We start from the raw sequence: 22,271 nt of genomic DNA on the forward strand, positions 1-22,271 counted from the left end.
AGTTGGATATTGTGTGATTTTAATCTATTTCACCGGTATTTTCTTACCGTATTCTGCGATTGCCTGTCGGAAAATGCCGATCAACCTGCCTATAACGGCATTTTCGCCAAATTCGTTCAGACAGTTTTCCCTAAGTCGGGCAGGTTCAAAATCAGAGTGGTGTTCATACATTTTGATGAGTGCGTCGGCAAGGGCATCGTCGTCGTCAACAGGAACCAAATATCCGTTGCCGTCTGAAACAATAGATTCCGCACCGCCGCAGCGTGTTGCAATGACGGGCAATCCTTGGGACAGTGCTTCGATATAGACCACGCCGAAGGTTTCTGTGCGGCTGGCAAGGACGAATGCATTGCTGTTCCTCATCAAATCCAATACTGCTTCGGGCTGTAATGCGCCTAAAAATGTAACGGCATGGGCAATTCCCAACTGACGTGCCTGCCGTTTCAGGTTTGTTTCTTCTTGTCCGCTGCCGCCGATATTCAAACGGAGGTTGGGGTGTTTTGCCAAAGCACGGGCAAAGGCGGACAGGAGGACATCATGTCCTTTTAGCCGGCGCAGATGTGAGACAGTGCAGAAGGTAAAATATTTGTCCGGACGGTTGATTTGCGGGGGATGGAAGGCTCGGGTAAAGATGTTACCCAGAATGTTAGGCAGATATTGCCATGTAGTGCCGTATTGATGTTGCAGGACTTGGGCGAAACGGCGGCTGACAGCAAGCAGTGCGGAAGCGTGTGCCGCCGCATTTTTCATAGGCTGCCATTGGTGCGGGCGCACCAAACCGCGCGTAATGGTGCTGCTGTGTTCCGTGACGACATAGGGGATGCCGTATTTTTGGGAAATCTTGAAGGCAAGTATGCCGGCATAGTTCATACAGTGGGCATGGATGATGTCGGGAATGCCGTTTTCTCCGATATAGCGCTCAAAGGCCTTTAATCCTGCCCGCACCCAGCGGATGCGGTCGATGTCGATTAGCGGAAAACGGGGGAAGAAATACATGCTGCGCCATGCATAGATGTCCAAACTTTTTTGCCGGTATTGGGCAAAACCGTAAGGGCCGGTCAGGATGCTTGCTGTTTCTTTCCGCAGATAACGGAACATGGGGGCGAGGATGGCGGTTTTGATGCCTTTGCGTTGAAGGGCCTGTGCTTGATTTTGGAAAAATATTCCGTCCACATCCTGTTCGGATTGCGGATACCATGAGGGGATGACGAGGACGTGCAACGGTTCGGACATAATATGATTCCGTATCGGAAAGACGGTTATTATAAGGCAGGCCGATCGAATATTTAAATTGTTGTCTTACGCTAACGCAATTTAGCATAGCGATATGCTAGATTGGCGGTTTTATAAGTAAGGATACGGATATGTTGCGTTCTATTTTGGCGGCTTCCCTATTGGCGGTATCTTTTCCGGCAGCGGCTGAAGCATTGAATTACAATATTGTCGAATTTTCTGAATCGGCCGGTGTGGAAGTGGCTCAGGATACAATGTCCGCACGTTTCCAAGTGACGGCGGAAGGACGGGACAAAAATGCCGTCAATGCTGAGTTTGTTAAAAAATTCAACAATTTCACCAGAAAATCGAAAAATGGTAGCTTTAAAACCGAATTGGTATCGCGCAGTGCGATGCCGCGCTATCAATATACCAATGGCAGACGCATTCAAACAGGCTGGGAAGAGCGTGCGGAATTTAAGGTCGAAGGTAGGGATTTTGATGAGTTAAACCGTTTTATTGCCGATGTTCAAGCAGATGCCGCATTGGAATATACGGATTTCCATGTGTCGCGCGAACGCCGAAACGAAATTGTCGATCAGGTCAGTAAAGATGCTATTTTGCGTTTCAAGGCGCGTGCCGACAAGTTGTCGGGCATATTGGGTACGTCCGGTTATAAAATCGTCAAATTAAATTTGGGACATATCGGCAGCCATATCGCGGGTGGGGGAGCTGCTCAGGCAAAAATGCTTCGTGCCATGCCGATGGCGGCAAGCTACGGCGTGGAGGGTACGGATTCCGTTGCACCTGGTGTGGAGGAAATCAGTATCAGTGTCAATGGAACGGTTCAGTTCTAACCACGGATAAACAGGCAGATGCCGTCTGAAACCGGATGATACGGTTCAGACGGCATTTATATTTTAGGCTTTAGGTAGGGTAACGCCGGTTTGCCCCATATATTTGCCGTTGCGGTCTTTGTATGAGGTTTCACAGATTTCGTCGCTCTCGAAGAAGAGGACTTGCGCCACACCTTCGCCGGCGTAGATTTTGGCGGGCAGGGGGGTGGTGTTAGAAAATTCGAGGGTAACGTAGCCTTCCCATTCCGGCTCGAACGGGGTAACGTTGACGATGATGCCGCAGCGGGCGTAGGTGGATTTGCCCAAGCAGACGGTCAGGACGTTGCGCGGGATGCGGAAATATTCGACCGTGCGCGCCAGTGCGAAGGAATTGGGCGGGATGATGCAGCAGTCGTCTTCGACGGTAACGAAGTTTTTGGGATCGAAGTTTTTGGGATCGACGATGGTGCTGTTGATATTGGTAAAAATTTTAAATTCATTGGCGCAGCGGATATCGTAGCCGTAGCTGGACGTACCGTAGGAGATGATGCGCTGTCCGTTGGCTTCTTTGATTTGATTCGGCTCGAAGGGATCGATCATGCCGAATTCTTCGCTCATGCGGCGTATCCATTTGTCGGACTTGATGCTCATAATGTTTTCCTTGTTTCTTTCGATGTTCGGACAAAGCATTCGGGGATGCCGTCTGAAAACGGGGCTTATTTGTTTTTGGGCAGTTTCACTTCTTTAATCATGCCGTTTTCGCATTTCATAATGAAGAGGGTTTCGCCGTTTTGCGAGACGGTAAATCTGCCGTGTGCCAAGCCTTTTTTGAATGTGCCCGAGAGTACCATGTTGCGGAATTTGGTACTGTCGGAATTGAACGGTTCGATAAATATTTCGCGGTTGGCGGCAACGGTATAAACGCCTTGTCCGTCGAACTTGCCGTTTTTAAACGAACCGGTATAGTTGCGCCCGTCTTGACAGCGCCATGTGCCTTTGCCGGCGGGTTTACCGTCTTTGCCGACATCGCCGTCGTAGGTGCAGCCTGGTTCTTGATAGGAAGTCAGAACGGCGGCCGAAGTGGGGAGGGCGAATATAATGGCGGGCAGTAGGAATGCGAGATGTTTAAGCATAAGGGTTATTCCATTGGATTTTGGTTGACGGTATTTTGTCGTGTAAAAGCCGTCTGAAAAATTAATCTTGCCAGCCGCCCAAATAGGAAACCAGCTCTTCCAACATGGTGCTGACGGATTCCGCCATCAGGATTTGCGAGGCGAAGGCAAGGCCGGCGGTATCGTCGCCGTTGCTTTCGGCTTCTTCCTGCAATACGTCGAGGTATTGGATGCGTTTGAGTGTGAAGTCTTGAGTGAGGATAAAGGCGATTTGTTCGCGCCAAACCAAACCGAGCTGGGTTACGGTTTTACCGTTTTTGACGTGTTGAACCACTTCGTCGGCGGTTAAATCTTGTTTGGATACTTTGACGACGGAAACAATATCGCCCGTACCTTTGAGTTCGCAATCGCTGTCTAATTCAAAACCGCCTTCGCAATGTCCTTGCAACAGCCAGCCGGTCATCAGGGAAGAGGGCGATTGTTTGGTATTCGGCAGCGAGGCTTCCAAACCTCCCAAAGCTTCGCGCAGCTTGGTCAGGATGTTTTCTGCTTTGGCGGAAGCCGCGTTATTGACGAGCAGGTAGCCGTGGCGGGTGTTAAACACCGCTTCTGTACGGCTGCTGCGGGTAAACGCTCTGGGCAGCAGGTCGTCTGTAATTTGCTCTTTAAGCTCTTGTTTTTCTTTGCGACCGACATTGCGGGCTTCATTGTTTTGGATTTCCGCTACCTTCTCTTCCAAAATATCGCGGATGACGCCGGCAGGCAGGACTTTTTCCTCTTTTTTCAGGGCGACGCGCAAGGTAAAGTCGGCAGGGAAAACGAGTTCCGGGGAGAATGAAACCGGTGCGGTAAAGCCTTCGCTGAACCAGTCTAAGCCTTGGCAATGGGTAAATTCAGCTTCAGCAAGTTTGTCGGCAAGTACGTCCGCCTCAGGCAGCTTTTCTTTGTTGAGCGGATAAAAACTAATCTGCTTGAACCACATAATGTTTCCTGTTGTTTGAAATGTCGGGAATTATTTGCTGAATTGTTTTTTCACGCTGACTTTGGTTTTCTTTTTAAAACGGTTTTTCTCTTCCTTGCGGCCTTCGCGTTTCTCAATACGGTTGCTCAGGCTGACACGGCGCAGCGGTTTTTTCTTCGGTTTGTCTTCCGCATTTTCATACGGGTTTTCCGAAACATTGTATTGAATCCGCAACGGCGTGCCTTGCAGATTGAAGGCTTTGCGGAAGGTCTGGGTCAGATAGCGCGTATAGCTGTCGGAAATCGCGTGCAGCGAATTGCCGTGAACCACAATCACCGGCGGATTCATGCCGCCTTGGTGGGCATAACGCATTTTCGGACGCACCAAGCCTGCGCGCGGCGGTTGCTGACGCTCGATCGCGCTTTGCAGGACGCGCGTGATTTTCGGCGTCGGCATCTTAATCATCGCTGCATTATAGGCAGCTTGAATGCTTTCAAACAAACCGTCTATACCGCGCTCTTTCAATGCGGAAATAAAGTGGAACTTAGCAAAATCAAGGAAATACAGTTTGCGGTTGATATCGCGTTTCACTTGCTCGCGCCGCTCTTCGCTGATGCCGTCCCATTTGTTGACGGCAACTACTAAGGCACGGCCTGCTTCCAAAGCAAAACCTGCAATCGTCGCATCTTGGTCGGCGACATCTTGTTGCGCGTCCAATACCAAAACAGCAACATTTGCGGCTTCAACCGCCTGCATGGCTTTGATAACGGAGAATTTTTCCACTGCTTCATCCACTTTGCCGCGACGGCGCACACCTGCGGTATCGATGATGGTAAACGGTTTGCCTTCACGTTCAAAATCAATATGGATACTGTCGCGCGTCGTGCCTGCCATATCGAAAGCAATCACGCGCTCTTCGCCGAGGATGGCGTTAACCAGCGTAGACTTGCCGACGTTCGGACGACCGATAACGGCAAAAACAGGATATTTTGCTTCTTCCTCTTCCTTTTCAGGTTCAGGGAAGGTTTCCAAAATATCTTCAATCAGATAATACACGCCATCGCCGTGCGCGCCTGAAATAACATAAGGGTCGCCCAAAGCAAGTTCGTAGAACTCGGCTGCAAGTACAGCCCTATTGCCCCCCTCACCTTTATTCACGGCCAAATAAACAGGGCGCGGGCTTTGGCGCAAACGGTCGGCAATAATCTTGTCTTGCGGTGTCAAACCGGTACGGCCGTCCACCAAAAACACAACCGCATCGGCTTCATCGACAGCCTGCAAGGTTTGTTTTGCCATTTCGTGCAAAATGCCGCTGTCCACAACCGGCTCAAAACCGCCGGTATCGATGACCAAATAAGGTTTGCTGCCGACTTTGCCATGACCGTAATGGCGGTCACGCGTCAGGCCGGGCAGGTCATGCACGAGCGCGTCTTTGGTGCGCGTCAAACGGTTGAATAAAGTAGATTTGCCGACATTGGGACGGCCGACAAGTGCGATGGTTGGTTTCATGATTGAGTCTTTCTGTGTCAAGTGCAGGCTTGGAGGAGTCTGAACACGAGCAGGTGTCCGTTGGAACACGGTAAATAGGTTCTTCACGGCAAGAGGCCATAAAGAGGGAGGGTAAAATGCCGTCTGATAAATAATGGACGGCATTTCAGACGGCATTTATTTCAGCGAATCGAGTTTCATTTGAACCAATTCGCGACCGACAGAATCTTGAGGCATTTTTTCCAAAGCCTGTCCGTAGTTTTTTAAGGCTTCCTGGCTTTTTCCCTGTGCAGCATAGACATCGCCTTTGGTTTCCATCAGCAGCGGGGTAAAGGCTGCGTCTACCGGCGTATCGAGTGCGGCAAGGGCGGCATCGTATTTCTTCTGCTGGAGCAGTACCACGCCGAGGCGCTGTGCCGCCAACGCCTGAATCAGGCTGTCTTGCTGATTGGACAATACCCATTTCAAGTGGGCTTCTGCAACATCGTAACGGTGTGCATCAAATTCGGTTGCCGCCGCCATTAGTGTGGCCTGTGCCGCGGAAATAGACTGGGGGTAGCTTTGTTGGAGTTTGGTCAATTCGGCATTGATTTCGTTTTGCGGGGCTTTGCTTTGCGCCTTTTCCACGATTTCAGCCAATATGGCAGCGGCTTCTTGATTTTGGGAAACTTTACGGTTTTGGTAAACCGTGTATCCCAAGTAGCCGAGCGCCGCCAAAATCAGCACGGCAAACAGCCATTTGCCCGTGGTTTTCCAAAAATATTTGAAGTTGTCTAACTCTTGTTGTTCTTCGAGATGGGCTGCCATTTATGCGTTCTTCCATTGTTGTAAAGTAGGGGTTAAATCCTCGGCGGCGACGGTTTGTTGACCGTGTGCGCCGTTCATGTCTTTGAGCGTAACCGTACCGTTCGCCAGTTCGTCTTGCGCGACAATCAGGGCAAAGCGTGCGCCGCTGTTGTCGGCTTTTTTCATTTGCGCTTTTAGGCTCTGATAGCCGGAATGCTGCATCACATTGAAACCTTGAGCGCGTAAGGCTTGCGCGTATTTCATCACCTGCAAGTCCGCACCTTCGCCTTGGTGCATTGCATAGACATCAGGCGCGGCGTTCACTTCCAGAGAGCCGTATTCGCTCACCAAAAGCAGCAGGCGCTCAATACCCATTGCAAAGCCGATAGACGGCGCAGGTTTGCCGCCAAGCTCTTCAATCAAACCATCGTAACGGCCGCCGCCGCACACAGTCGCCTGCGCGCCGAGTTTGTCGGTCGTCCACTCAAAAACTGTCTGATTGTAATAATCCAAACCACGGACCAAGCGCGGATTTTCAATATATTGGATACCCAAACCATCCAACATCGCCTTGAAGCGTGCATAGTGGTTTTGCGAAGCCTCGCCCAAGTAATCCACCAGACGCGGCGCCGCGTTGCAGATTTCCTGCAAATCAGGGTTTTTCGTATCCAAAACGCGCAAAGGATTGGTTTTCAGACGGCGTTTGCTGTCTTCATCCAATTTATCTTCATAACGGGTCAGATATTCAACCAATGCCGCACGGTGTGCCGCGCGTTCCTCACGGTTGCCCAAGCTGTTGATTTCCAAAGTCAGGTATTCGCGAATACCCAATTTTTCCCACAAATCGGCAGACATCGCGATGATTTCCGCATCAATATCCGGCCCTTCAAACCCCAAAGCTTCGATACCGACCTGATGGAATTGACGATAACGGCCTTTTTGCGGACGCTCGCGGCGGAACATCGGCCCCATATACCACAGCTTTTGCGGGCTGTTGTACAAAAGGTTGTGTTCGACCACCGCACGCAGACAAGAAGCCGTACCTTCGGGACGCAGGCTCAAACTCAAAGAATCGTTTGAATCGGAAAAGGTGTACATTTCCTTGCCGACCACATCGGTTTCCTTACCGATGGAGCGGACAAACAAACCGGTTTGCTCGACAATCGGCGTACGGATTTGTTGATAGCCGTAAGCGCGTGTCCAGCGGCCGACCGTATCTTCAAACGCCTGCCAAAACGCAGCCGTGAGTTTGAAATCTTTTTGCTCGACAGGCAGAAGGTCGTTCATGCCTTTGACGGATTGGATTTTTTGTGCCATTTCAAGTAAGAATGCTTAAATCAAATTGCGGGCGATTATAGCGGATTTTTAAGGGCTTGTGAGGATGGAGATGGTTTGCGGACGGGTAAAAATGCCGTCTGAAAATGATATGGCGCTTTTTGCCACAAGAAAGTTTTGCCTCTTTCTGCCGTCCGGTGAGGATTGTGTATGCCAATATTTGAAATTACCACAGTTTCTATATCTGATAACACTGTATGTTGGTTTCCGAATGCAGGTAAATTAGGTACAATCGTTTCCAATTTTATCTTGATGGGTGAAATATCCATTTGATTTCAGGAGTATATTTATGAAGAAAATAGGGCTGTTGGTTGCGGCACTGCTTGTGCCGTCAATGTTATTTGCCGACGGGGGCGATTCTGCAAAAATCAATCTGGTTAAGAAACTCTATAAAACGGATGCGCAAGGTTATGCTGTCGGCGCAACGTATTCGGAATATGCCGCGCCGGAATTTAAAAAAACAATCAGGCAGGCTTCACGTATCATTGATAGGATTAATGAACGGACGGGCGAGTTGGCTTGTGACTATTTCGAGCATTACGATATGGGTTTGGGTAATGGCGATACCGAAATCAGAAAACTTAAAATCGTTCCTTCATCGGGCAATATTGTCCAAGTTTCCTTTTCCGACGGTTCTCGGATGAACAATCTGAAATACGACATCAGTTGTGCGGGCGGCCGTTGTCTTATCAACGATATTGTCAATAACGGGGAGAGTGTCCGGAAGCAGTATCAGCGGATTGTTTCCAAGAAAAAGTGTGATTGAGCGGCCGGATTTTTAAAACCGGTTTGAATCAGTGCCAATTAAATCTTTTGAGGTGTTTTATGAAGAAAATCCTCTTGTTTTTCGCTGCGTTGGCAGCGTCGCAATTTTCTCAGGCAGCATCCTCCGATTGTGTGGTACTGAATAAAACAGCAGATAGAAATGGTGCTGTGTATTCTCCAGTCTTGGGCAAAAAGGTGATGAAAAAGGGAAGACGGTACTTTCACACTGCCCCTCATTCTTCTGGCAAAATGCCGTCGACCTTTTTATTATCAAAGGAGATCATGTAACCGCTTATCAAAACTATAATGGCTACGATGTGTACGGTCTCGGCAAGACCTACCTCATTGTAGCCGTTGCACTGGGTGTGGCGGCCGGCGGCGATTTCAGCGTACGGGTTCTGACCGATACTCTTTCAGACGGCATTTCACAAATCATGACCGGCGACAGCGATGTCGGCAGTAAGTGTCTGACACAAGACAGTAAATCCATCATAGGCTGCCGAATAGACCAAAACCTGACGGCAACCCAAAGTATGATGGGCATACTTGACGGTATCGATACTGCCGACAGCGAATATCTCGAAGGGAAAGTGACACAGGCAAGATGGTTTGTCGGCGTCGGTACCGCAGGGCCTGCCATCGTAGCGGGTACCATGCTAATCATGTTCCGCATTGCCATGGCTTTGTTTATCGGCTTTGCGCCCATCTTTATTTTATGCCTTCTGTTCAAAAAAACAGCACCCCTGTTTCAAAAATGGCTATACTATGGACTGGCAACCATCTTTTCCAGCGTGATGCTTGGCGTCATGGCTGAAATCTCTATGGATCTAGTAGGCAATATCGCCATTACCGATGCAGTATCCAATATTGCTTCGGCACTGATCGGTGGAAACGTCGGCGGTATTATGAAGACAGTTACCCAACAGCTGGGCTTGGGTCTGATGCTTTCTACCTTGCTGATCACCGTACCGCCTATGGCAGGTGCCTGGTTTAATGGCATGATGTCTACATACTCTGGATACAATGCAATGCAGGGTTGGGGAACGGGTCAGCCTGCTACTCCGCCGGGGATGAATAATCAACAGCAGCAGGCTAATTATAATGTACAAAATATAGCTGAGAATCCTAATAATCCACAACCAAATATGCCTCAGCAAACAATATGGACACCTAGTGGAAGTCAGACAAGCACTGATGCAATAAAACAGGCCAACCAACCCAGTAAAGGAAATACCTCATCCTAATTTTCTATATTGAAAGCTTACAAAGATTAGACAAAAATGACAGATTGGACTCTTTAGATGAAAAAATTGCTTTTTGTATTATTAGGTCTGACAAGCCTTGATATTTATGCCAATGGCTGTGGTGGAGAATACCAACCTGCAACAGGGACTTGTCGTATTATTGACAGCTCCGGTCGGCAGATTTTATATAATGTTGGAAAACCACAATCTTCCAATAACGGTTCTGCTCAGACGAAAATTGTTAACATCGATGTTCCTTCAAAATATTTGGCACTAGCTATCAATATGAAGACAGGTCTATCTGGTGGTGCACTTGATATGGATTCTCTTGAGGCAGCCAAAAAACAAGCTATTAAAACCTGCGAACAAGGAGGTAGGAATGCCCCATGCGAAATTGCAGTATGGGTTAGAAACGGCTGTCTTGCTGTCGCACAGGGTAGGCATAAAGGCAAATGGAAAACTTTCTATGGGGTAGATGACCTTGGACGAGCTGAAGCTAATGCATTGAATCAATGTCATGCAGTCTCAGGAATAACACAGTGCAGAATTACTACTCAGGAGGCGTGCTCATTGCCTAGATACTAAATATCTGAAATTTCAGATATCTACCTTTACTAATACCATTCAATAACAGAGTAAATTATGAAATTCATTTCAACAGTTATTGCCTTGGTAATGAGCTTTTCTTAAGTTACCTCTATGGCTGCCAATCCCCTCAATCCTCCACAGATGGGTGGTGATGAGCGACTGGCTTGCGAGGCGCTTATGTGCTTGGTCAATCCGGCATCTCAGCCGTCTGAATGTCAATCTGCTTTGAAAAAGTTCCACTCTATCAAGCATAAACATGGACACGATACGATTACCGCACGACGCAATTTCCTAAAAAAATGCCCTTATGTAATGTTTATGAACGATAAGACGGGGGTTAATACGGAAGGCTGGGTTTTGGCAAAAGATTTGAGGACGACAGGAACCATGGGGCAGCCCGCTACTGAACCGTGAAGGATATAAAAGGTAAAAATGCCGTCTGAAACAGTTTTCAGACGGCATTTGACTTACTCTGCACGCCCTTGCCTGATTTGTTTAACTGCAAACTCCGTCTGTCGTTTGGGGTGTTGTGTGAAAAACGGTTACAATTCGCCGCATGAAAAAACGCAATAATCCTCTTCCGTTATTGAACGGTGTCAAACCCAGTTATTTGGTGCTGCCGCATGAAAAGCAGTTTTACGGGCTGCCGCTGCTGCATTTTCTGTGCATCCGCTTTCCTTTTGTGGGCGCGGACGATTGGCGCAGGCGGTTGAACAGCGGTTTTGTGGTCGGTTCGGATGGTGCGGCGTTGGATGAACATTCTTTGTTCGAGCCGGGTAAGACGATGTTTTATTATCGGGAAACCAGCCGTGAGAGCGAGCCGCGTATTCCGTTTGAAGAAAAAATTTTGCATATTGATGAGCATTTGATTGTGGTGGACAAGCCGCATTTTCTGCCCGTCATCCCCAGCGGGCGTTTTTTGAGGGAAACGCTGTTGACACGTCTGCGCCTGCGCCCTGAATTGCAGCATTTGAATGTTGAAGACATTACGCCGCTGCACCGCTTGGACAAGGATACGGCAGGCGTGATGCTGCTGTCGCATAATCCTGCCACGCGCGGAGCCTATCAGACGATGTTTCAAAACAAAACGGTATGGAAAACGTATGAGGCGCTTGCGCCGACAAGGACGGATTTGCTGTATCCGCTTGATGTGGTTTCGCGTTTGGTAAGGGGTGAAAAATTTTTTACGACGCAAGAGGCGGAAGGCGAACCAAACGCGCACACGACGGTCGAACTGATTGAAAACAGGGGGGAATTCAGCCTTTACCGCCTTACGCCGCATACCGGCAAGAAACACCAGTTGCGCGTACACATGATGGGCTTGGGTATGCCGTTATTGAATGACGCGCTCTATCCCGTGCCGTCTGAAGCGGGAAGCGAGGATTATCGGAACCCTTTGAAGCTATTGGCAAAAAAGATTGCATTTGCAGATCCTTTGTCGGGTCTGGAAAGGGTGTTTTACAGTAGGTTTTGCCTATAATGAGAGGGAATGCAAACCCGTATCGGCAGATGCCGCCGATACGGGTTTTATATTATTGATGCCGTCTGAAAGGGGTTTTATCCGTTCAGGCATACGGGCGCGAAGCGGAGGATGGTGTCGCGCAGAACGATGAGTTTGCCGTGAAAGAAATGCGTGGAACCGGCGATGGTGATGACGGGCAAATCTTGCGGTTCCGCCCATTTCAGTGCTTTCCCGATTTCGACGACTTCGTCTTCCGCACCGTGTATCATCAGTGTTTTTGCAACGTTGGGAACGGCTGACGGTTCCGGACGGTCGGTATAGTGGCAGACTGCTGCGCCCATGAGCAGTAACAGGTCGGGTATGCGCTCTTGTGCGGCAAATGTGGCGACATAACCGCCGAAGGAGAAGCCGGATAAGGCAAATTCGGGGGCTTCGGGATGTCGGGCACGGGCATAATCGATGACGGTGAGGCAGTCTTGCGTTTCGCCGCGTCCGTAATCGTGTGTGCCTTCGCTGTTGCCTACGCCGCGAAGGTTGGGAAGGTAGCAGTGGAATCCGAGTTTGCTTAATGCTTTGGCGGCGGTTTGGATAACTTTGTTGGTGTTTGTTCCGCCCTGGAGGGGATTGGGATGATTGATGACGGCAACACCGCGTGCCGGTACTTGTTCGGACGGGATATGGATGGTTTCTAAAATGCCGGCAGGACCGGATATGTGTATGGTTTCGGGTTTCAGCATAATGATTTCCTCTTGATTTTCCGCATGTTCCGATGCGGCCGTGAAGATAGTTGCTTAAAGGTAGAAATGCTTGCCGTTGTTGGGGTTGGATGCTTTCAGGTCGGCGAGCATGCGGTGGAAGTCCAATCCGTAAGCGTTGCTCAGTTTGTCGGCACGTTTTTTGAGTTTGTCTATGTTTTGCTCTTTGGGGCTGCTTTGGAAGGCCATTACCGCGACATTGCCGTGACTTTCGGCAGGAAGTTCCAATACGCGCCCTTCAAAAACGCTCAATAAACGTTCGATGAAGCGTTGATAGCGTTTGTCGCCGCTCCACCAGTTGGTAACGAATATGCCGTCTGAAGAGAGTGCGTTTCGGCAGTCTCGGAAGAACGGTTCTTCAACCAGCGTATCGATGATTTGTTCGCCGTCGAATCCGTCCACCAAGATGATATCGGTGTTGTGGCGGAAGACTTTGATGTACTCTGCACCATCTGCTTCAATAATTTCAAATTTCTCGCCCTCGAAGGGCAACTCAAACAGGTTGCGGGCAATGGCGATAACCTGCGGGTTGATATCTACGGCAGTTTGACGCGTATCGGGCAGGTAGTTATCTATCCAGCGCGCAAACGAGCCGCCGCCCAAGCCGATTTGGGTGATATGCTGCGGAAGCGCGTCGGTAAACAGCAGCCATCCCATCATGGCACGGCTGTAAGAGAGTACCAGCTCGGACGGGTGGTCTAGGTTCATTGAGCTTTGGATGGTGTCGCTGCCCAAGTGAAGCGAACGGATATTGCCTTCTTCGGAAATGCCGACTTCGGGGAAGCTGGATTTTGCAGGACGGAGGCGGCGGTAGGGATGTCTTGCCATCGGTGTGAGCAGTCAGTTTGAAAGGCAGATATTTTATCAGAATGCCGCTGCTTGTTCTGTTTCAAAATAATCTTATTTAAAATAATATAGTTATTCTAATTTTGTGCATATTTTAAAACAAATGTCTTGCCAATTTGGCAAGTTGTATGCATAATATGCAGCTCTTTGCCGGTATAGCTCAGTTGGTAGAGCACCTGACTTGTAATCAGGGGGTCCCGAGTTCGACTCTTGGTGCCGGCACCATTCTTATTTATGGTGCAGTAATGCAATCCCATATGCCGGTATAGCTCAGTTGGTAGAGCACCTGACTTGTAATCAGGGGGTCCCGAGTTCGACTCTTGGTGCCGGCACCAAATTTAACAGTCCGACCGTTTTGCGGTCGGACTGTTATTTTGTATGCCGTATGCGGTCTTTTCCATTTCGGGGCAAAACTTTATAATAGTTAGTTTCTGTTGGGAGGCCGTCCTGTTGGACGGAATGTTTGGTTATGATTACAGTGAATACGCTGCAAAAAATGAAGGCGGCAGGTGAGAAAATCGCTATGTTGACCGCTTACGAATCCAGTTTTGCGGCTTTGATGGAAGAAGCCGGCGTGGATGTGCTGTTGGTTGGGGATTCTTTGGGAATGGCGGTTCAGGGGCGGAAATCGACGCTGCCCGTCAGCTTGCGCGATATGTGCTATCACACTGAATGTGTGGCAAACGGTACAAAAAATGTCATGATTGTCAGTGATTTGCCTTTTGGTTCGTATCAGCAGGGTAAAGAGCAGGCATTTGCTGCCGCCGCCGAACTGATGGCTGCCGGCGCGCATATGGTTAAACTTGAAGGCGGTGTGTGGATGGCGGAAACTACCGAATTCTTGCAAATGCGCGGTATTCCGGTTTGTGCGCATATCGGTCTGACGCCGCAATCAGTGTTTGCCTTTGGCGGATACAAGGTTCAGGGTCGCGGAAGTAAGGCGCAGGCGTTGCTTAACGATGCCAAGGCGCATGACGATGCGGGGGCGGCGGTCGTGTTGATGGAGTGTGTTCCTGCGGAACTGGCAAAAAAGGTAACTGAATCCGTTTCTTGTCCGACCATCGGTATCGGTGCGGGTGTGGATTGCGACGGGCAGGTTTTGGTGATGCACGATATGCTCGGTATTTTTCCGGGTAAGACGGCGAAATTCGTCAAAAACTTCATGCAGGGGCATAATAGCGTTCAAGCGTCGGTTCGTGCGTATGTCGAAGAAGTTAAAGCAAAAACCTTTCCTGCTACAGAACATATCTTTACAGACTGAACGGTTTACATGCAGCATGCCGTCTGAAAGCCGATTCAGACGGCATTTTGTTTCGCCATATACGGCGCGTATAATTGGCATCTGTCATCGGGTATGAGCCCCGTAAAATAAGGATTACCGTAATGCAAATCATACATACCATTCGAGAACTGCGCGCGTGGCGTAAAAATGCGGGAAAGGTGGCATTTGTGCCGACCATGGGCAATCTGCATGAAGGACATCTCGCGCTTGTGCGTGAGGCGAAAAAACGGGCGGACAGCGTTGTAGTCAGTATTTTCGTCAACCGCTTGCAATTTGGTCAGGGCGAAGATTTCGACAAATATCCGCGTACGTTGCAACAGGATGCGGACAAGCTGGAAGCCGAGGGTGTTGCCGTGATATTCGCACCCGATGAGAAAGAACTCTATCCGAACGTGGAGCAGCGGTATAACGTCGAACCGCCCAACCTGCAAAATGAGTTGTGCGGCAAGTTCCGTCCGGGACATTTCCGCGGGGTGGCAACGGTTGTTTCCAAATTGTTCCACATCGTTTCCCCAGACATCGCCTGTTTCGGTAAGAAGGATTACCAGCAGCTCGCTGTGATTAAAGGTTTTGTCGAAGATTTGAATTTTGATGTTGAAATAGTGCCTGTCGATACAGGGCGCGCGGAAGACGGGTTGGCACTGTCCAGCCGCAACCAGTATTTGAGTGCGGCGGAGCGTGCCGAGGCTCCTCGCCTGTACCGTGAATTGAAGGCAATTGCCGAATTGTTGGGTCAGGGCAGTTTGGATTATGCAGGTTTGGAAAAACGGGCCGTCCAATCTCTGACGGAACACGGCTGGACGGTCGATTATGTTGAAATCCGCCACGCCGATACGCTCGAAGTGGCACGGACGGGAGATAGGAAGCTGGTGGTCTTGGCTGCGGCCCGTTTGGGGGCGACGCGTCTGATTGACAATGTGGAAATAAAACTCCCTTGAATCGCAAGCGTCGGTAATGCCGTCTGAAGCAGTATTTCAGACGGCATTTATTTTTTTGAACGGGGTTTCGCAAATCTACAAACGATTCTGCTTGTGATAAAGTTACGCCTGATTATATGCCGTCTGAAAGTTCGGACGGATGTCGGATAAAGGATGATTATGCTACCTAACCGTTTCAAAATGTTAACTGTGTTGACGGCAGCCCTGATTGCCGGACAGGTATCTGCCGCCGGAGGCAGTGCGGGGGATATGAAACAGCCGAAGGAAGTTGGAAAGGTTTTAAGGAAACATCAGCGTTACAGCGAGGAAGAAATCAAAAACAAGCGCTTACGGCTTGCCGCTGTGGGTGATCGGGTTAGTCAGATATTTACGTTGCTGGGAGGGGAAACCGCCTTGCAAAAGGGGCAGGCGGGAACGGCACTTGCCGCCTATATGCTGATGTTGGAGCGTACAAAATCCCCCGAAGTTGCCGAGCGTGCCTTGGAAATGGCCGTGTCGCTGAATGCATTTGAACAAGCTGAGATGATTTATCAGAAATGGCGGCAGATTGAGCCTATACCGGGTGAGGCGCAAAAACGGATGGCCTGGTTGCGGAGCGTGCTGAAAGGAGAAGAAAATCAACGTTTGGATGGGCTGGAAGAGGTCTTGGCGCAGGCAGATGACGGGCAAAACCGCAGGGTATTTTTATTGTTGGCCCAAGCCGCCGTGCAGCAGGACGGATTGGCGAAAAAAGCATCCGAAGCCGTCCACCGTGCGGCAATGAAATACGGGCATATGTCGGAAGCGGCGATTGCCGATGTGGTTTTTAACGTGCAAGTGCGGGAAAAAGATAAAGCAATCGCGGCATTGCAACGCTTGGCAAAACTTGATACAGAAATACTACCGCCGACCCTAGTAACCTTGCGTCTGGTTGCGCGCCGTTATCCCGAGATACTCAGTGGCTTTTTCGAGCAAACAGACACCAAAAACCTTTCAACCGTCTGGCAGGAAATGGAAATTATGAACCTTGTTTCCCTGCGTAGGCCCGATGATGCATATGAACGCTTGAAAGTGTTGATGGATGCCAATCCGAATGCGGATCTGTATATTCAGGCGGCAATATTGGCGGCAAACCGGAAAGAAGATATTTCCGTTATCGACGGCTATGTCGAAAAGGCATACGGCAGGGGGACGGAGGAACAGCGGAGCAGGGCGGCGCTAACGGCGGCGATGATGTATGCCGACCGCAGGGATTATGCCAAAGTCAGGCAGTGGCTGACAAAAGTATCCGCGCCGGAATATTTGTTCGACAAAGGTGTGTCGGCAGTTGCTGCAACCCTCGAACTGGATGGTGCAAAGGCGGCTTTGCGGCAAATTAGGGAAGTACGGAAGCTTCCCGAGCAGCAGGGGCGTTATTTTATGGCGGACAACTTGTCTAAAGTACAGCTGTTTGCCTTGTCAAAACTGCCGGATACACGGGAGGCTTTAAGGGAGCTGGACAAGATTATCGACAAACCGCCTGTCGGCAGCAATACAGAATTATTGGCAGAGGCATTGGTACAGCGGTCAGTTATTTACGAGCGGCTTGGCAAGCGGAAAAAAATGATTTCAGATCTTGAAAGGGCGTTCAGGCTTGCACCCGATAACGCTCAGATTATGAATAATTTAGGTTATAGCCTGCTTTCCGATTCCGAGCGTTTGGACGAGGGTTTTGTATTGCTTCAGAAGGCATATCAAATTAACCCTGACGATATTGCCGTCAACGACAGCATAGGCTGGGCGTATTACCTGAAAGGTGACGCGGAAAGTGCGCTGCCGTATCTCCGTTATTCGTTTGAGAGCCAGCCTGAGCCCGAAGTTGCCGCCCATCTGGGCGAGGTGTTGTGGGCATTGGGTGAACGCGATCAGGCGGTTGACGTGTGGACTCAGGCGGCACACCTTACGGGAGACAAGAAAATATGGCGCGAAACGCTCAAGCGTCACGGAATAACATTGTCCGAACTTTCCCGAAAACCTCTAAAATAATGCAGGTCAATCCTTTCAGACGGCATGATGTGGCCGGAAGGTCCGTATGGTTTGGCGCACAGCCTGCATATAATATGTGTTTTGCGTGCCGAACCAAATCTATTGTCCGGCAGGCGGTCGCCCAAGTCGGAAGGATAACCATCAAGGAATTCTGATGAAACATACCGTATCTATATCCGCCATCCTACTTTTATCGGCTTGCGCCCAATTGCCTCAGGAACATTCGAACCTGTGGCAGGTATCTGAATATATTGACAGCTTTTCTGCGGAAGGACGGTTGGCGGTTAAGGCGGAAGGCAGGGGTTCTTATGCGAATTTCGACTGGACATACCAGCCTCCTGTAGAAACCATCAATATCAATACACCTTTAGGCAGTACGCTCGGACAAATGTGCCAAGACAAAGACGGTGCGTTGGCAGTGGATGCCAAAGGAAATGTTTATCAGGCGGAAAGTGCGGAAGAGTTGAGCCGGCAGCTTATTGGTTTCAAGCTGCCTATTCAATATCTGCATATCTGGGCAGACGGCAGACGGGTTGCACGCGCACCTTACCGCATCCTGCCGGACGGTATGCTGGAGCAATACGGTTGGATAATCAGCAGAACCGTCAACAGCGAAGGAAAAGCCCGCATCCTGCAATTGGATAACGGGAAATTGAATATCAGGCTGGTTTTCAGCGAAATCGGTATGCCGTCTGAAACTGAAACCCAAGAACAATGTGCGGCACGGATACGGTAAGGTAGATATATGAGTGTTACGGACGGACGGCAAGCCTTTCCCGCGCCTGCAAAACTGAATCTCGATTTGAGGATTACAGGCAGGCGTGAGGACGGTTATCACAATATTGAAAGTATATTCTGTCTGATAGATTTGCAGGATACCGTATATTTGAAACCGAGGGACGACGGAAAAATCATTCTGCACAATCCGGTTGATGGAATGCCGCAGGAAGCGGATTTAAGCTACCGTGCCGCATCATTACTGCAAAAATATGCAGGTACCCCTGCCGGCGTGGAGATATGGTTGGACAAAAAAATTCCGACCGGTGCCGGTTTGGGCGGTGGGAGTTCTGATGCTGCAACGGTTTTGCTGGTATTGAACCGTTGGTGGCAGTGTTCCCGAACGACGCAGCAGCTGATTGACTTGGGCGCGGCTTTGGGCGCGGACGTACCATTTTTTATTTTCGGAAAAAATGCTTTTGCAAGCGGGATAGGTGAAAAACTGATAGGAATGGATATTCCGAAACAGTGGTATGTCATTGTCAAACCGCCTGTTCACGTTTCCACTGCAAAAATTTTCACGCACGAATGCTTGACACGGGATTCTGCCTCAAGCATAATGCCGACTTTCCAAAACCTGCAACCGTTTAGAAATGATATGCAGGCAGTTGTATTTAAAGAATACCCTGAAGTTTGGAAAGCCTATTCCGAATTGTCCCGATATGGGGCTGCTTTAATGACAGGTTCCGGGGCATGTATATTCACGGTATGTCAAGATAGGAATAGCGCATACAATATATACCGACAAGTTTCATGTTTATATGAGGCGTATTTGGCAGAGGGTCTCGCAATACACCCTCTGTTGCCTGGTTAAACATTGTTGGGGAGTCGTCAAGCGGTTAAGACACTGGATTTTGATTCCAGCATGCGAAGGTTCGAATCCTTCCTCCCCAGCCAAGCTAAACAAGTTGGGGAGTCGTCAAGCGGTTAAGACACTGGATTTTGATTCCAGCATGCGAAGGTTCGAATCCTTCCTCCCCAGCCATATTTCCTTGGGGAGTCGTCAAGCGGTTAAGACACTGGATTTTGATTCCAGCATGCGAAGGTTCGAATCCTTCCTCCCCAGCCAGATAAAAGCGTGTAAGCTTGCTTACACGCTTTTTATTTAGAAATAAAAATATTGAAATGCCTTTGTTTGTGTCGGGTGTTGCAGGTATAATGTCGGACTTGGTACAGGCAGAGGGAAGCATTATGTTTTCTGAGCGGAAGTTAAATATAAAATCAGGTGAAAATATGGCTGCTTATGACAGTTTGATGGTATTTACAGGTAATGCCAATCCAGAGTTGGCACAACGCGTTGTCAAACATTTGGATATTTCCTTGGGAGATGCTTCGGTTTCCAAATTCTCAGACGGCGAAGTTGCCGTCGAATTGTTGGAAAACGTACGCGGTCGCGATGTCTTTATCCTTCAGCCTACTTGTGCACCGACCAATGATAACCTGATGGAAATCCTGACAATGGCGGATGCGCTCAAACGTGCTTCGGCAGGCCGCATCACGGCAGCCATTCCGTATTTCGGATATGCGCGTCAAGATAGACGGCCGCGTTCCGTCCGTGTTCCAATTTCTGCCAAATTAGTGGCAAATATGCTCTATTCAGCAGGCATTGACCGTGTTTTGACCGTTGATTTGCACGCAGACCAGATTCAGGGTTTTTTCGATATTCCTGTGGATAATATTTATGCAACCCCGATTCTGTTGAACGATATCAAGCAGCAGCGGATTGAAAACCTGACTGTTGTCAGCCCTGATATCGGCGGTGTAGTCCGCGCCCGTGCCGTTGCCAAATCCCTGAATGCTGATTTGGCGATTATCGATAAACGCCGCCCGAAAGCTAATGTGGCGGAAGTCATGAATATTATCGGCGACATTCAAGGTCGTACTTGCTTGATTGTGGATGATATGATTGATACCGCGAATACCTTGTGTAAAGCTGCCGTCGCTCTGAAAGAGCGGGGGGCGGAACGTGTTCTGGCCTATGCCAGCCACGCCGTATTCTCCGGAGAGGCGGTCAGCCGTATTGCCTCGTCCGAAATCGACCAAGTTGTTGTAACAGATACCATTCCTTTGTCTGAAGCAGCGCAAAAATGCGATCGTATCCGTCAGGTAACGATTGCAGGTTTGTTGGCTGAAACGGTTCGCCGTATTAGCAACGAAGAATCCGTCTCATATCTTTTTAATGAAGAAGTGATGACAGGCAGCATGTTGCTGCCATAAGCCCGAAGCCGTCTTAAGCTGGTCGCGGCCGATGACGGTAGTTTTATTTAAATTGGAGTATTTAACATGACTTATGAAATTCAAGCCTCTGTTCGTGAAGCACAAGGCACTGGTGCGAGCCGCCGCCTGCGTCGCGAAGGTCAAATCCCCGGTATTTTGTACGGTGAAGGCCAAGAGCCCGTTGCAATTGCTGTGGATCACAAAACTGTATTCTACGCATTGGAAAAAGAATCTTTCCATACCGCGTTGATTAAATTGTCTCTGAACGGCGAAACTAAAGACGTTATCGTCCGCGATTTCCAAATGCACCCGTTCCGCCGCGAAGTTCAACACATCGACTTCCAAGCTGTGAAAGCCGATCAACTTGTACGTATCCGTGTTCCCCTGCACATTGTTAACGCTGAAAATTCTCAAGCCGTTAAATTGCAAGGCGGTCGCGTATCTCTGCTGAACACGACTGTTGAAGTGGTTGCGTTGCCTGCCAATATCCCTGCTTTCTTGGATTTGGATTGTGCCGAAGTGGTTGCCGGCGACATTTTGCACTTGTCAGACATTAAATTGCCTGAAGGTGTAGAAAGCGTTTCCTTGAAACGTAATGAAAATCTGGCTGTTGCTACTGTTACCGGTAAGAAACGCTAATTGATTGAAAATAAGGCGGTACGTATATGATACGTACCGCCTTATTGTTTTTATATTGTTTGGTTCGAGTTATATTGGCGGTATTTGTTTAGTCAATTAGGTAATGAAAATAGAAAAAAATGAAATAGGGAAATTATAGGCATGATACAGATGATGTTCGGTAAAGTGTCCTATAGTTCCGTCAGTCTGATTTTGAGGATTCCATTACGGTCGAGATGGGTTTTAATGCGGTGTGGAAAAGGTGTTGCCTTGTGCTTTGGTCATGATACCTAGAACAGATTAGAGGTCAGAAAAGAGCAGCTCTATACTGGGAAAGCCGAATTGTGTTGAGTTGGCTTTGATGGAGAGGTTTATGGCGGGAAAATCTAGCATGGCGATAACCATTCATGCTATGGGAATCTTTTCTGATGGTTCCCATAGAATGGTATATAAAGTGATTTTATTAATGCGAGAATATTATGCAGGCCGTTCAGACCGTCTGAAAAATATTGGTGGCTTAAGACGGAATTTATATTAAGTAATAAGAATCATTATTGAATAATGAAGTAGGTTTTTGTAGAATGGAAGCCTTGTTTTTAAGAAAGGCTTGTTATGAAAGTTGCCAAAATTTCCGTCGTATTGCTGTCTGCTTTATTTTCCATTGCTGTTTTTGCCGCGCCCTTGGGAGAAGTTTCTTCTGAAAACGATAAGATTTTTAATGGTGAAAATTACATGGTTGTCAAGAAAGACATGAAAAAAGGGGAACAGATTAAGCCGCACAATCATCCGGGGTTTAAAACGCTGATTTTTGCCGTTGGAAAAGGAAGCTTTGACGTAACGTTGAATCAGACTAAGAAACATATTGTCCAGGCAGGATCGGTGCTGCGGTTTGGCGGAGATGTAGTGATTGGGGCAGTTGCAACCGAAGATGCGGATGTAGCAATTACTTTGATTAAGTAAACCAATCAATAATAAAAGGCCGTCTGAAAGATGATATCTCAGACGGCCTTATATATTGCGTCCCTAATAAGGGACGATTAACAAA

The 22,271-nt window shown here is 48.8% G+C and carries 26 protein-coding genes, 5 tRNA genes and 1 pseudogene; 21 read left to right on the forward strand and 11 right to left on the reverse strand.

Going from position 1 to position 22,271, the window contains the following annotated elements; all coding sequences use genetic code 11:
• Positions 1 to 24: 24 nt before the first annotated feature.
• The gene (locus BBW69_RS07080; protein ID WP_188210979.1) at positions 25 to 1,221 is read right to left on the reverse strand and encodes a glycosyltransferase; all 1,197 of its coding nucleotides are present in this window, start codon (positions 1,219 to 1,221) and stop codon (positions 25 to 27) included.
• A 143-nt stretch (positions 1,222 to 1,364) separates the two neighbouring features.
• On the opposite strand from BBW69_RS07080, the gene BBW69_RS07085 reads away from it, so the two are divergent.
• Entirely contained in the window at positions 1,365 to 2,069 is a 705-nt protein-coding gene (locus BBW69_RS07085) for an SIMPL domain-containing protein (RefSeq protein WP_107862477.1), read from the forward strand.
• Positions 2,070 to 2,132: 63 nt separating this feature from the next.
• On the opposite strand, the gene dcd is transcribed toward BBW69_RS07085, so the two are convergent.
• The 7 genes from dcd to BBW69_RS07120 form a co-directional block, all read right to left on the reverse strand.
• A complete protein-coding gene (dcd, locus tag BBW69_RS07090) occupies positions 2,133 to 2,699 on the reverse strand; it encodes a dCTP deaminase (RefSeq protein ID WP_039854796.1) in 567 nt (188 codons plus the stop codon).
• A gap of 65 nt (positions 2,700 to 2,764) precedes the next feature.
• Complete coding sequence (locus BBW69_RS07095; RefSeq protein ID WP_188210862.1) at positions 2,765 to 3,181, reverse strand: MORN repeat-containing protein; 417 nt, start codon at positions 3,179 to 3,181, stop codon at positions 2,765 to 2,767.
• Positions 3,182 to 3,242: 61 nt separating this feature from the next.
• Positions 3,243 to 4,142 (reverse strand): recombination-associated protein RdgC, encoded by a 900-nt coding sequence (locus BBW69_RS07100; protein WP_188210863.1) that lies wholly within the window; start codon positions 4,140 to 4,142, stop codon positions 3,243 to 3,245.
• 30 nt (positions 4,143 to 4,172) lie between these two features.
• Positions 4,173 to 5,630 (reverse strand): ribosome biogenesis GTPase Der, encoded by a 1,458-nt coding sequence (gene der, locus BBW69_RS07105; RefSeq protein WP_111727160.1) that lies wholly within the window; start codon positions 5,628 to 5,630, stop codon positions 4,173 to 4,175.
• A gap of 156 nt (positions 5,631 to 5,786) precedes the next feature.
• Positions 5,787 to 6,416: a YfgM family protein gene (locus tag BBW69_RS07110; RefSeq protein ID WP_111727159.1), complete on the reverse strand. Its 630-nt coding sequence runs from the start codon at positions 6,414 to 6,416 to the stop codon at positions 5,787 to 5,789.
• Positions 6,417 to 7,712, reverse strand: a complete 1,296-nt coding sequence (hisS, locus tag BBW69_RS07115; RefSeq protein ID WP_188210864.1) for a histidine--tRNA ligase — start codon at positions 7,710 to 7,712, stop codon at positions 6,417 to 6,419. It lies immediately after the preceding gene.
• A gap of 35 nt (positions 7,713 to 7,747) precedes the next feature.
• Complete coding sequence (locus BBW69_RS07120; RefSeq protein WP_188210865.1) at positions 7,748 to 7,999, reverse strand: hypothetical protein; 252 nt, start codon at positions 7,997 to 7,999, stop codon at positions 7,748 to 7,750.
• Positions 8,000 to 8,019: 20 nt separating this feature from the next.
• On the opposite strand from BBW69_RS07120, the gene BBW69_RS07125 reads away from it, so the two are divergent.
• The 5 genes from BBW69_RS07125 to BBW69_RS10005 all read left to right on the forward strand — a co-directional run bounded on the left by BBW69_RS07125 (position 8,020) and on the right by BBW69_RS10005 (position 10,741).
• The gene (locus BBW69_RS07125) at positions 8,020 to 8,496 is read left to right on the forward strand and encodes a hypothetical protein (protein ID WP_188210866.1); all 477 of its coding nucleotides are present in this window, start codon (positions 8,020 to 8,022) and stop codon (positions 8,494 to 8,496) included.
• 59 nt (positions 8,497 to 8,555) lie between these two features.
• Positions 8,556 to 8,783: a hypothetical protein gene (locus BBW69_RS07130; protein ID WP_188210867.1), complete on the forward strand. Its 228-nt coding sequence runs from the start codon at positions 8,556 to 8,558 to the stop codon at positions 8,781 to 8,783.
• 29 nt (positions 8,784 to 8,812) lie between these two features.
• Positions 8,813 to 9,739 (forward strand): type IV secretion system protein, encoded by a 927-nt coding sequence (locus BBW69_RS07135; protein WP_308019376.1) that lies wholly within the window; start codon positions 8,813 to 8,815, stop codon positions 9,737 to 9,739.
• A 57-nt stretch (positions 9,740 to 9,796) separates the two neighbouring features.
• Entirely contained in the window at positions 9,797 to 10,324 is a 528-nt protein-coding gene (locus BBW69_RS07140) for a DUF4189 domain-containing protein (RefSeq protein WP_188210868.1), read from the forward strand.
• A 114-nt stretch (positions 10,325 to 10,438) separates the two neighbouring features.
• A complete protein-coding gene (locus BBW69_RS10005; protein WP_223169974.1) occupies positions 10,439 to 10,741 on the forward strand; it encodes a TrbM/KikA/MpfK family conjugal transfer protein in 303 nt (100 codons plus the stop codon).
• Between the two features lie 53 nt (positions 10,742 to 10,794).
• Here the strand turns inward: BBW69_RS10005 and BBW69_RS07150 are convergent.
• A pseudogene (locus BBW69_RS07150) lies at positions 10,795 to 10,866 on the reverse strand (peptidase C39); the annotation flags it as partial.
• A 17-nt stretch (positions 10,867 to 10,883) separates the two neighbouring features.
• Between BBW69_RS07150 and BBW69_RS07155 the strand changes: the two are divergent.
• The gene (locus BBW69_RS07155) at positions 10,884 to 11,807 is read left to right on the forward strand and encodes an RluA family pseudouridine synthase (protein ID WP_188210869.1); all 924 of its coding nucleotides are present in this window, start codon (positions 10,884 to 10,886) and stop codon (positions 11,805 to 11,807) included.
• A gap of 77 nt (positions 11,808 to 11,884) precedes the next feature.
• On the opposite strand, the gene BBW69_RS07160 is transcribed toward BBW69_RS07155, so the two are convergent.
• Together BBW69_RS07160 and BBW69_RS07165 are read right to left on the reverse strand one after the other, a co-directional pair.
• Positions 11,885 to 12,526 carry an alpha/beta hydrolase gene (locus BBW69_RS07160; RefSeq protein WP_188210870.1) on the reverse strand — a complete coding sequence of 214 codons (642 nt, stop codon included), beginning with the start codon at positions 12,524 to 12,526 and terminating at the stop codon, positions 11,885 to 11,887.
• A gap of 54 nt (positions 12,527 to 12,580) precedes the next feature.
• Positions 12,581 to 13,372, reverse strand: a complete 792-nt coding sequence (locus BBW69_RS07165; RefSeq protein ID WP_188210871.1) for a polyamine aminopropyltransferase — start codon at positions 13,370 to 13,372, stop codon at positions 12,581 to 12,583.
• Between the two features lie 167 nt (positions 13,373 to 13,539).
• On the opposite strand from BBW69_RS07165, the gene BBW69_RS07170 reads away from it, so the two are divergent.
• The 14 genes from BBW69_RS07170 (at position 13,540) to BBW69_RS07235 (ending at position 22,186) form a co-directional block, all read left to right on the forward strand.
• Positions 13,540 to 13,615, forward strand: a tRNA-Thr gene (locus BBW69_RS07170).
• Between the two features lie 34 nt (positions 13,616 to 13,649).
• Positions 13,650 to 13,725: transfer RNA gene (locus BBW69_RS07175), tRNA-Thr, on the forward strand.
• Positions 13,726 to 13,859: 134 nt separating this feature from the next.
• The gene (gene panB, locus BBW69_RS07180) at positions 13,860 to 14,651 is read left to right on the forward strand and encodes a 3-methyl-2-oxobutanoate hydroxymethyltransferase (RefSeq protein WP_188210872.1); all 792 of its coding nucleotides are present in this window, start codon (positions 13,860 to 13,862) and stop codon (positions 14,649 to 14,651) included.
• Positions 14,652 to 14,773: 122 nt separating this feature from the next.
• Complete coding sequence (panC, locus tag BBW69_RS07185) at positions 14,774 to 15,610, forward strand: pantoate--beta-alanine ligase (RefSeq protein WP_003678092.1); 837 nt, start codon at positions 14,774 to 14,776, stop codon at positions 15,608 to 15,610.
• 159 nt (positions 15,611 to 15,769) lie between these two features.
• On the forward strand, positions 15,770 to 17,614 hold the full coding sequence (locus tag BBW69_RS07190; protein ID WP_188210980.1) for a hypothetical protein: 1,845 nt from the start codon (positions 15,770 to 15,772) through the stop codon (positions 17,612 to 17,614).
• Between the two features lie 154 nt (positions 17,615 to 17,768).
• Positions 17,769 to 18,350: a lipoprotein insertase outer membrane protein LolB gene (gene lolB / locus BBW69_RS07195; RefSeq protein ID WP_188210873.1), complete on the forward strand. Its 582-nt coding sequence runs from the start codon at positions 17,769 to 17,771 to the stop codon at positions 18,348 to 18,350.
• Positions 18,351 to 18,359: 9 nt separating this feature from the next.
• A complete protein-coding gene (gene ispE, locus BBW69_RS07200) occupies positions 18,360 to 19,205 on the forward strand; it encodes a 4-(cytidine 5'-diphospho)-2-C-methyl-D-erythritol kinase (RefSeq protein WP_107859804.1) in 846 nt (281 codons plus the stop codon).
• Between the two features lie 7 nt (positions 19,206 to 19,212).
• Positions 19,213 to 19,288, forward strand: a tRNA-Gln gene (locus BBW69_RS07205).
• A 12-nt stretch (positions 19,289 to 19,300) separates the two neighbouring features.
• Positions 19,301 to 19,376, forward strand: a tRNA-Gln gene (locus BBW69_RS07210).
• A gap of 8 nt (positions 19,377 to 19,384) precedes the next feature.
• Positions 19,385 to 19,460: transfer RNA gene (locus BBW69_RS07215), tRNA-Gln, on the forward strand.
• A gap of 164 nt (positions 19,461 to 19,624) precedes the next feature.
• Positions 19,625 to 20,608 carry a ribose-phosphate pyrophosphokinase gene (locus BBW69_RS07220; protein ID WP_107859805.1) on the forward strand — a complete coding sequence of 328 codons (984 nt, stop codon included), beginning with the start codon at positions 19,625 to 19,627 and terminating at the stop codon, positions 20,606 to 20,608.
• A 66-nt stretch (positions 20,609 to 20,674) separates the two neighbouring features.
• On the forward strand, positions 20,675 to 21,247 hold the full coding sequence (locus BBW69_RS07225) for a 50S ribosomal protein L25/general stress protein Ctc (protein ID WP_003678083.1): 573 nt from the start codon (positions 20,675 to 20,677) through the stop codon (positions 21,245 to 21,247).
• A 352-nt stretch (positions 21,248 to 21,599) separates the two neighbouring features.
• Complete coding sequence (locus tag BBW69_RS07230; RefSeq protein ID WP_188210874.1) at positions 21,600 to 21,764, forward strand: hypothetical protein; 165 nt, start codon at positions 21,600 to 21,602, stop codon at positions 21,762 to 21,764.
• Between the two features lie 74 nt (positions 21,765 to 21,838).
• On the forward strand, positions 21,839 to 22,186 hold the full coding sequence (locus BBW69_RS07235) for a hypothetical protein (protein WP_188210875.1): 348 nt from the start codon (positions 21,839 to 21,841) through the stop codon (positions 22,184 to 22,186).
• Positions 22,187 to 22,271 lie beyond the last annotated feature (85 nt).

It is taken from the genome of Neisseria sp. RH3002v2f, assembly GCF_014596375.1.
Lineage (GTDB): Bacteria > Pseudomonadota > Gammaproteobacteria > Burkholderiales > Neisseriaceae > Neisseria > Neisseria cinerea.

Excerpts from the sequence above, each read along its gene's own strand:
- BBW69_RS07085 (WP_107862477.1), top strand. The coding sequence starts at position 1,365 with ATGTTGCGTTCTATTTTGGCGGCTTCCCTATTGGCGGTATCTTTTCCG.
- dcd (WP_039854796.1), bottom strand. The coding sequence starts at position 2,699 with ATGAGCATCAAGTCCGACAAATGGATACGCCGCATGAGCGAAGAATTC.
- BBW69_RS07095 (WP_188210862.1), bottom strand. The coding sequence starts at position 3,181 with ATGCTTAAACATCTCGCATTCCTACTGCCCGCCATTATATTCGCCCTC.
- BBW69_RS07100 (WP_188210863.1), bottom strand. The coding sequence starts at position 4,142 with ATGTGGTTCAAGCAGATTAGTTTTTATCCGCTCAACAAAGAAAAGCTG.
- der (WP_111727160.1), bottom strand. The coding sequence starts at position 5,630 with ATGAAACCAACCATCGCACTTGTCGGCCGTCCCAATGTCGGCAAATCT.
- BBW69_RS07110 (WP_111727159.1), bottom strand. The coding sequence starts at position 6,416 with ATGGCAGCCCATCTCGAAGAACAACAAGAGTTAGACAACTTCAAATAT.
- hisS (WP_188210864.1), bottom strand. The coding sequence starts at position 7,712 with ATGGCACAAAAAATCCAATCCGTCAAAGGCATGAACGACCTTCTGCCT.
- BBW69_RS07120 (WP_188210865.1), bottom strand. The coding sequence starts at position 7,999 with ATGGATATTTCACCCATCAAGATAAAATTGGAAACGATTGTACCTAAT.
- BBW69_RS07125 (WP_188210866.1), top strand. The coding sequence starts at position 8,020 with ATGAAGAAAATAGGGCTGTTGGTTGCGGCACTGCTTGTGCCGTCAATG.
- BBW69_RS07130 (WP_188210867.1), top strand. The coding sequence starts at position 8,556 with ATGAAGAAAATCCTCTTGTTTTTCGCTGCGTTGGCAGCGTCGCAATTT.
- BBW69_RS07140 (WP_188210868.1), top strand. The coding sequence starts at position 9,797 with ATGAAAAAATTGCTTTTTGTATTATTAGGTCTGACAAGCCTTGATATT.
- BBW69_RS10005 (WP_223169974.1), top strand. The coding sequence starts at position 10,439 with ATGGCTGCCAATCCCCTCAATCCTCCACAGATGGGTGGTGATGAGCGA.
- BBW69_RS07155 (WP_188210869.1), top strand. The coding sequence starts at position 10,884 with ATGAAAAAACGCAATAATCCTCTTCCGTTATTGAACGGTGTCAAACCC.
- BBW69_RS07160 (WP_188210870.1), bottom strand. The coding sequence starts at position 12,526 with ATGCTGAAACCCGAAACCATACACATATCCGGTCCTGCCGGCATTTTA.
- BBW69_RS07165 (WP_188210871.1), bottom strand. The coding sequence starts at position 13,372 with ATGGCAAGACATCCCTACCGCCGCCTCCGTCCTGCAAAATCCAGCTTC.
- panB (WP_188210872.1), top strand. The coding sequence starts at position 13,860 with ATGATTACAGTGAATACGCTGCAAAAAATGAAGGCGGCAGGTGAGAAA.
- panC (WP_003678092.1), top strand. The coding sequence starts at position 14,774 with ATGCAAATCATACATACCATTCGAGAACTGCGCGCGTGGCGTAAAAAT.
- BBW69_RS07190 (WP_188210980.1), top strand. The coding sequence starts at position 15,770 with ATGCTACCTAACCGTTTCAAAATGTTAACTGTGTTGACGGCAGCCCTG.
- lolB (WP_188210873.1), top strand. The coding sequence starts at position 17,769 with ATGAAACATACCGTATCTATATCCGCCATCCTACTTTTATCGGCTTGC.
- ispE (WP_107859804.1), top strand. The coding sequence starts at position 18,360 with ATGAGTGTTACGGACGGACGGCAAGCCTTTCCCGCGCCTGCAAAACTG.
- BBW69_RS07220 (WP_107859805.1), top strand. The coding sequence starts at position 19,625 with ATGGCTGCTTATGACAGTTTGATGGTATTTACAGGTAATGCCAATCCA.
- BBW69_RS07225 (WP_003678083.1), top strand. The coding sequence starts at position 20,675 with ATGACTTATGAAATTCAAGCCTCTGTTCGTGAAGCACAAGGCACTGGT.
- BBW69_RS07230 (WP_188210874.1), top strand. The coding sequence starts at position 21,600 with ATGGCGGGAAAATCTAGCATGGCGATAACCATTCATGCTATGGGAATC.
- BBW69_RS07235 (WP_188210875.1), top strand. The coding sequence starts at position 21,839 with ATGAAAGTTGCCAAAATTTCCGTCGTATTGCTGTCTGCTTTATTTTCC.